Annotated in this window: 7 protein-coding genes; all 7 read left to right on the plus strand. The window is 34.6% G+C overall.

The genetic code is table 11. The annotated features are described in order from the left end of the window. The first annotated feature begins 297 nt into the window (after nt 1-297). Nucleotides 298-1,311 (plus strand): substrate-binding domain-containing protein, encoded by a 1,014-nt coding sequence (locus ABFR62_11650; protein ID MEN8139074.1) that lies wholly within the window; start codon nt 298-300, stop codon nt 1,309-1,311. A gap of 84 nt (nt 1,312-1,395) precedes the next feature. Next, on the plus strand, nt 1,396-2,070 hold the full coding sequence (locus tag ABFR62_11655; GenBank protein MEN8139075.1) for a corrinoid protein: 675 nt from the start codon (nt 1,396-1,398) through the stop codon (nt 2,068-2,070). 107 nt (nt 2,071-2,177) lie between these two features. Further along, nucleotides 2,178-3,542 carry a uroporphyrinogen decarboxylase family protein gene (locus tag ABFR62_11660; protein ID MEN8139076.1) on the plus strand — a complete coding sequence of 455 codons (1,365 nt, stop codon included), beginning with the start codon at nt 2,178-2,180 and terminating at the stop codon, nt 3,540-3,542. A gap of 60 nt (nt 3,543-3,602) precedes the next feature. Next, nucleotides 3,603-4,532, plus strand: coding sequence for a CobW family GTP-binding protein (locus tag ABFR62_11665; GenBank protein ID MEN8139077.1), 930 nt, complete (start codon nt 3,603-3,605; stop codon nt 4,530-4,532). A gap of 81 nt (nt 4,533-4,613) precedes the next feature. Then, a complete protein-coding gene (locus tag ABFR62_11670; GenBank protein MEN8139078.1) occupies nt 4,614-5,291 on the plus strand; it encodes a hypothetical protein in 678 nt (225 codons plus the stop codon). Between the two features lie 76 nt (nt 5,292-5,367). Next, entirely contained in the window at nt 5,368-6,858 is a 1,491-nt protein-coding gene (locus ABFR62_11675) for an ASKHA domain-containing protein (GenBank protein MEN8139079.1), read from the plus strand. A 333-nt stretch (nt 6,859-7,191) separates the two neighbouring features. After that, nucleotides 7,192-8,521 (plus strand): FGGY family carbohydrate kinase (locus ABFR62_11680; protein MEN8139080.1); only part of this gene is annotated, 1,330 nt, incomplete at its 3' end.

The raw sequence follows: 8,521 nt of genomic DNA on the forward strand, positions 1-8,521 counted from the left end.
CTGGTACTTTTATTCTTTGCTGTTCATCGGCTAAGCCGAGACACAGTGTTAGCTGAATTTCATTTCGTCGCTTTTCTTTTACTGCCTGACTGAGTCACGCAGGCAGGTATCTGTTATCTTTTTTTCTAAAATCCGCAAATAGAATCAATATTTTATTTGCGGATTTTAAGTTATATGTTACTCAAAACAACAGCACACCACAGCCCACTGTGATTGAAAACAGATAAATGTGATGGTATGTGATGGTATTGTGATATAAAATCTATCTTTGAGGCGTTAAAAAATTATTCTTAATTAATGAATTATCTACCTATCTATAAAAGACTGATCAAAGAGTATGCAGATGATATACATACTCATGCTCTGGAACCGGGTAAACAGATAGATTCTATAAATAAGATAATGCTTAAGCATAGTGTTTCGCGGGAGACAGCAAAAACAGTTCTCAGTCATTTGGCTGATGAGGGGCTAATAGTGAAAGTTCCCGGGAAGGGTTCTTTTGTAGCCGAGCCTGAAAACATTGTGAATAAGTGGGGACTTATTTTACCCATGTATTCATCAAATATGGAGGAGTTGATTTATAAGTTAACACTACTTGCGGATGAATATAATATGGAGTTGGAGTATTACTTGCATTACAATAATGCAGATGAAGAGGTAAGGTTAGTGAGTTCTCTTGTTCAGCATGGCTATGATACTCTGTTTATAGTTCCTAATTATAACGAGAAGCTAACATCTAATTTTTATTCGAAGCTTAGGGTTAGTAATAGCAAGTTGTTTTTAGTTGATTATACAATGTCAGGTTCGTCGTTTAACTATGTAATTCAGAGTTACGATTTAGGTGTACGGAGAGCGGCTGAACATTTGACTAGAAATAATGACGGCAATTTTCTTTTCGTAAAAGATTCGGCTTGGTCCAGTGTAAATATGGTAGCGGAATCTATGATAATATCATTAGAAAATTATGCCTTATCTCAGGATGATAGAGAAGTTTTCTCGGTTAATAATCATCATGAAATAACCCGTAAGTATATTGAAGATAATTCAATCGGAGGTATTATATGTTATAAGGATATTGACGCTATTAAGATATATGACAAGTTAAAGAAAATGGGGTTTAATTTTCCTACTGACATTTCGCTTGTGAATTATGGAAATACTGAGTTAATAGGAATATTGGATTCCGGTATTACCGCTATTGATTGTTTGTATGGCGACATGGTTGATAAGATCAGACTGATGTACAACAGTAATAATGAAGAGAAAGAACAACATGTTGTTCTTCCTGAGTTGATAATAAGGAGTACGTAGTAAATAAAAGACATTGTAAATGGAGAAAATACAATGCTATAATAAAAATAAGAGAAAAACAGATTAACAAAATTAATTGAATGTATTATGAATTTATTAGAAAATATAGCTCACACAGTAGAATTTGGAAAGATTAACGAAAAATCACCATATCCACCAAATATGAAAGGTCAGGATGGAGCAGATGAGTATGTTAAGCAGGCTTTAGATGAGGGACTTGATGCTAACACTGTATTACAGGAAGGTCTGATAATAGGAATGGAAAAAATTGGAGTGAAATTTAAAGCAAACGAAGTATTTGTACCTCAGGTGTTGATGTCGGCAAAAGCTATGAGTGCGGGTATGAATCACCTTAAGCCTTACTTTAATGACGGATCAGTTCAACGTAAAGGTAAATTCGTAATTGGAACTGTAAAAGGAGATTTACATGATATAGGGAAAAACCTTGTTGCGATGATGTTGGAAGGTAATGGTTACGAAGTAATTGATTTAGGTGTAGATGTAACAGCAGAGAAATTTATTGACGCTGCGAACGAAAATCCCGGTTGTTTTGTTGGGCTATCTGCCTTGTTAACTACTACAATGTCGAATATGGAAGAAATTGTAGCTAGGCTAAAAGAAAACAATTCAGAACAAAAAGTATTTATTGGAGGAGCACCTGTTTCACAGCAATTTGCTGATAAAATTGGAGCAGATTTCTTTAGCCCTGATCCGCAGGGAGCTATTGCTACATCAAATGAATTGGTAGGAGCAGCATAAGATGAATTTATATAGATGCAATTTTCGGTATAGGGTAAGTAAACTAATTCTGTAACTCGAAAATTACAATCTGTAAATTTTTATTAAAATATTAACAGACCATAAAGATGACTAAGAGAGAACTGGTAAAAAACGCAATAAAAATTCAGGAAGTACCACGTTTCCCGTGGATTCCTTTTGTAGGATGTCATGCAGGAAGCTTATTAGGAAAGACTGCTACCGAGTTTTTACAATCTAAAGATGATATTGTAAAAGGTATTAATCATGCTATAGAATTGTATAATGCCGATGGAATTCCTGTAATTTTCGATTTGCAGATAGAGGCAGAAGCAATGGGATGTAAACTAAATTGGGTTGACGATAATCCTCCTGCGGTTATTTCGCATCCAATGGCAGAAGGAGTTGCATTGGAAGATATTAAAATGCCAACTCTTGAAGATGGAAGAATCCAATTGGCAATGGATACAGCCCGCGAATTACGTGCCGCTAATCCTGATATTGCTCTGTATGGTTTGATTACAGGTCCTTTTACTTTGGCTTTACATTTATTGGGTACAGATATCTTTATGGATATGATGATGGATCCCGATAAAATCACTAACCTGATGGAGTTTACTACTAAGGTTGGTAATTTTATGGCAGAGGAATACATCAAAGCGGGTGTAGATGTTGTTGCTATTGTTGACCCGATGACAAGTCAGATCGATCCTATGTCGTTCGAAACATTTGTTCAGCCTTATGCTGCCGAAGTTTTCGAAACGATTAAGAAAAATGGAGCTTTAAGTTCATTCTTCGTTTGTGGAAATGCAAAACAGAATATTGAAGGAATGTGTAATTGTGGACCTGATAACATTTCTATCGATGAGAATATACCTTTAGATTTTGTACGTGATGTTGCATTAGAAAAAGGAGTGAGTTTTGGCGGGAATATTCAACTTACCGTATCAATATTGATGGGTACTGAAGAAGACTGTCAGCGCGATGCATTGGCTTGTATGGATATAGGGGGTAAAAAAGGATTCTTATTGGCTCCGGGATGTGATATACCAATGGAAACTCCTGTGAATAATATGAAGGCTATTGCTGATTTAGTTCACGACGATTTGCGTCAGGGCGAATTAAGAGCATCTGAAGCAACAAAGGAAGAAGTAGAAACACTTGACTTAACAGATCACTGGAAAGAAGATCAGGTAATTGTTGATGTTGTTACTTTAAATTCTAAGTCATGTGCAGCTTGTCAGTATATGTATGAAGCCGCTAAGGTAGTTTGCGAGCCTTATGGTAAGAAAGTTGTATGCCGAGAGTATAATATTATGACTCCCGAAGGAGTTGCTATGATGCAAACACTTGGAGTACGTAATTTACCAACAGTAGTAATAGACGGAAATATCGAATTTATATCACAAATACCTCCTTTAAAAGATATCTCTGATAAGATTGATGCTCAGATAGATAAGAAAGGAATAAAATAAACAAGGTAAAAGGTAAAAGTACTTTTTACTTTTGCCTTTTTACTTTTTGACTTGAAAAACATGATCCCATTTTATATAATCACAGGATGGCTTGGTAGTGGGAAAACTACTTTTGCTAAAAACATTCTTAACGAATACGGGAGTAAAAAACGTATTGCTGTTATCCAAAATGAGTTTGCTCCGTCGGGAGTAGATGGACAAGAATTGAAAAAGACCGAACAGCCTTTCGAACTTGTTGAAATTAATAACGGATCGGTTTTTTGTGTATGTCAATTAGATAATTTTACAAAAACACTTGAGAAACTGGCAAATGATTATCAGCCTGAAGCTATCTTTTTAGAAGCATCAGGTTTGGCCGACCCAATTAGTATTGCCGAGATATTGCAAACAAATGAACTTAGAGATAAAATATCTTTGAAGTTTATTTACACGGTAATTGATGCTCTAAATTTTGAAAGAACATTTAGAATGATGGAGCGCTTTAAGCATCAGGTTTTGGTTGCCGATAAATTGATTGTCAATAAAGTTGAACTTCAGGATAACCTTGATTCAGTGTTAACAAAACTTGAGCAGTGGAATCCTTTTGCAGAGATTATCGAAACTTCTTATTGTGAGTTTGATCTCGAAGGTACTTTTGATGAAGAGAAAATCCAGGCCGAGAAAAGTCAGATGATGATTCCTTTAACAAAAGGTGGTAATAAACCAGATATGGGGCTGTCATTGTTGAGACTTCACGACAAAATTTCGAAAGAGGGATTAATTGAGTTTATCGAAGAAATTAAACCAACAAGTCAGCGTATAAAAGGTTTTGTAAATCTTAAAGACGGTTCTACAATGGCTGTACAAACTGTATACGACGATTTTCAGTATACTAAAATGGAAACAGAATACGAGGGGAGAACAGAATTGATAATATTCAATAACGAATACGGACCACGCGAATTGCAAAAATTATTCAAAGCAAAGACAAAGGAAAACGCAATATTGTAACCGCAGTGGCGATTTACGAATCGTCTCTAAAAGATCATTTTCATTAAACAGTAATAATTGTATTTAATAAATGTTAATGACATGTTTAGTAATTTAGAAAAAATAATTAAAGTAAAGGATTTGTCTGTTTCTGACCGGGATATTAAAAAGTACCTTGGTAAAAATGACGATGCAACAAATAATTACTTTCTTGATATAGCAAAAAAGGAGTTAAAAAAATTAGATGAAGAAGCAGTGAAAGTTGGAGTTCAATTTTTCACTGCTTCTTTGTTAGGAGAAAAGTTAAACATCAACAATGTTGTTTTTTATCCCGAAGAAGAGTTTGTTGACTATTTGAATGGAGCAAAGCAGGTAGCAATATTTGCCTGTACTTTGGGAGTTGATTTAGAAAACATGCTCCATCAATATAGTTTTAGTGAAGAAATGGAACTCGCTTTTGTCTCTGATATTTTAGGTTCTATTATTGTAGAAACTGCATCGGGATATATTTTAGATAAAGTAACATCAGAAGCAAAAGAAAAATCACTAAAAACTACAAATACATTAAGTCCGGGAAATTGTGGTTGGGATATAGCAGAACAGGAAAAACTGTTTTCTCTTTTGCCCAATGACTTTTTGGGAATAGAAATTAAGGAGGGAGGAATGATGAATCCTGTAAAATCGATAAGTGGAATTATAGGTGTCGGAAAAAAAGTAAAATTCAAACACACCGATTGTGCATTATGCAATAGTGTTAATTGTGCATATAGAAGTGTATAGATAATGGTTGTTATTATGGTAAACTTTGTTTAGTAATTATTATTAACTAATAACAATGAATTAAAAAGGATAACAAATGAATCATAAAATAAAGATACATAACAAAGGTCGCGTCGAAGAATACGATATACATGAAGGAGCAAATCTGCTTGAGTTTATTCGCGAAAATACCGATGGTGGGATATCTGCTCCATGTGGAGGAAATGGAACTTGTGGCAAATGTAAGGTAGAAATTAAGGACGAAGGCCATGTTACATCCTGCCTGTATTATGTATCGAAAGATATAGAACTTATTATGCCCGATGAGCAAGAGATGAAAATCATGTCCGATCAGTATAAGTTTACAAAACAATATTGGGTTAATCCGGGTAAAGCTGCAGGATTGGCAACAATTCCTTACGGACTTGCCATCGATATTGGTACAACAACAATTGCCTATTACATTGTAAATATGTTATTTGGAACTGTTGTTGACGTAATTACTAAAATCAACCCTCAATCTCAGTACGGAGCAGATGTAATATCGCGAATCAGTTACGGGAAAGAAAACGAAAACGGAATAGATAATCTGCAATCGGTTTTGGTTAATTCAATAAACGATGTGTTGGAGGGCTATTGTAAGAATTCTGATTTGACTGCTAATGATTTTGTTAAAGTTTCTATAGTTGGTAATCCGACAATGTTACATCAGATTTTAGCAATTGATGCAATATCTATAGCTCATTCGCCATTTAAACCTGTTTTTACCGAAACAAAGAATTTATCTCCTGCCGATTTATCTATAAACATAAATCCGGAAGGAGATGTTGTACTTCTGCCGGCCTTGAGCGGGTATGTAGGAGCTGATATTATTGCAGGATTAGCATCTATTGATAGAGACAAAATCGGAAAGACATTTTTGTTTATCGATATAGGTACAAATGGTGAGATGGTTTTAGTAACACCGGAGAAAACTTTGTCATGTGCAACAGCAGCCGGTCCGGCTTTTGAAGGAGCAAATATTTCTAATGGAATGGGGGCAGTTCCCGGAGCTATTTCAAAGTTTAACATGGATTCTTACGATGTGGTTGGAGATGTAGAACCAATAGGAATTTGTGGATCCGGGCTTATTGATGTAGTTGGTGAATTGTTGAAAAATGATATTATTGGAATGGACGGTAATATTAGTGAAGACTTTGTAGTGTATAAATCGGGAAGTAATACCGTATCATTAACCCAAAAAGATTTACGTGAAGTTCAACTGGCTAAATCATCAATAGCATCAGGAGTAAAACGTATGCTTGCAAAAGCAGGAATAGACGAAAATGCAGTGGATAATATTTTGCTTGCCGGTGGTTTTGGAAATTATATCGACATAGAAAATGCAATAAAAATTGGATTGTTACCCGATTTACCTTTGGATAAGTATATTCAGGTTGGAAATACTGCCGGTACCGGTTCGGTAATAGCAGTAAAATCTCAGAATTTTATTGACGATATGGAAAAGATGATTGATGAAATGGAATATATAGAACTATCTAGCGACCCAGAGTTTGAAATGGAGTTTGCTATGAATATGTTCTTCTAATAAATACTGAAAAAGTCTGTCTAAAAAAGGATTGAGGCAGCCTATTTTCTATTATATATACCCTCCTTGAATAAGTCTGTTTTAATAGACTTATTCAAGGACGAAACATGTTGGTTCGTTCCAAATTATGGGATGTATAATACCAATTTGAATGCTCCATTTACCTTTTCATTCTATTAATTTTCACCCAATAGAGGATGAAGATGGAGAAATGTCAAAAAGTGCTCTCGCTTTCCCAAATTGTGTATTGATATGGACTTTTTTTTTTTAGTATTTAGCAAAGTAGAATTATATTAAGAATGCTATCTCAATACGAATGAAAAATCTGGAGTTATGATAAAAGAAGTAATCGCAATATTCGATATAGGAAAAACTAACAAGAAAGTTATTTTGTTTGATTATAACTTTAATGTGGTTTACCAGAGGGAAGAACGTTTTAATGAAATATTGGATGATGACGGATTTGCTTGTGACGATATTGTTAAAATAGAGAAGTGGATAGATGATGCTATAGAAGTAATTACCAATGATGGCACCTATATTATTAAAGCTGTTAATTTCTCTACTTATGGTGCTTCGTTAATATATCTTGATGAAAAAGGAGAGAGAATAACACCTCTTTATAATTACCTAAAACAGCTGCCTAAATACATCATAGATGGATTTTACTCTAAAAACGGCGGATTGGTTGAGTTCTCAAGAAAAACAGCTTCTCCGGCCTTAGGATTTCTGAATTCAGGATTGCAGATAAAATGGCTGGAAAAAGAAAAGCCTCACTTCTATAATAAGGTGAAGGATGTAATACATTTTCCTCAGTATTTAAGCTATAATTATACTAATAAGGTTGTTTCAGAGCCTACTTCAATAGGATGTCATACCGGTATGTGGGATTTCGATAATTCGGATTATCACAAATGGGTAAAAGATTTGGATGTTGAATTGCCTAATCCTATATCAAATTCTACCGTATTTGACACCGTTATTAATGGGAAATCAATAAAAGTAGGTGTAGGTATTCACGATAGTTCAGCGGCATTGGTTCCTTATTTATACGGGAATAAATCAGAGTTTATTCTTATCTCAACGGGAACATGGTGTATTACAATGAATCCGTTCAATAGTGAGACTCTTACCCAGGCGGAACTCGATAACGATTGTTTGTGTTTCTTAACTGCAGAGAAAGAGCAAGTGAAAACATCGAGATTGTTTATGGGGTATATTCATGAGGTTAACGCAAAAAGATTGACAGATCATTTTAAGGTTCCTGGCGATTCATTTAAGAATGTGAAATTAGATAATGCTATTGTTGAGAAACTTAATGAAGTTTATGGTAGCGATAGAGCTTTCTTTAAGCAGGGAATTCCGGAACATTATTTAGATGAGAATATTGATTTATCACAGTTCAACTCTTTCGAGGAAGCTTATCATCAGCTTATGATTGACCTTACATGGCATAGTATAAAATCTATTGAATTAGTTATTCCACGAAGTGACACTTCTGATAAAATTTACATAACAGGAGGTTTTGCAAATAACGATATCTATATCAAATTATTGGCAGGATATTTTACAGATAAAAAAATATATACTTCAGAAGTTGACAATGCAAGTGCGTTGGGAGCAGCTGTAATAATGATGAATAATTTAATTCCTGATTCTGAGC

It is taken from the genome of Bacteroidota bacterium (assembly GCA_039714315.1).
In the GTDB taxonomy this organism is placed as follows: domain Bacteria; phylum Bacteroidota; class Bacteroidia; order Flavobacteriales; family JADGDT01; genus JADGDT01.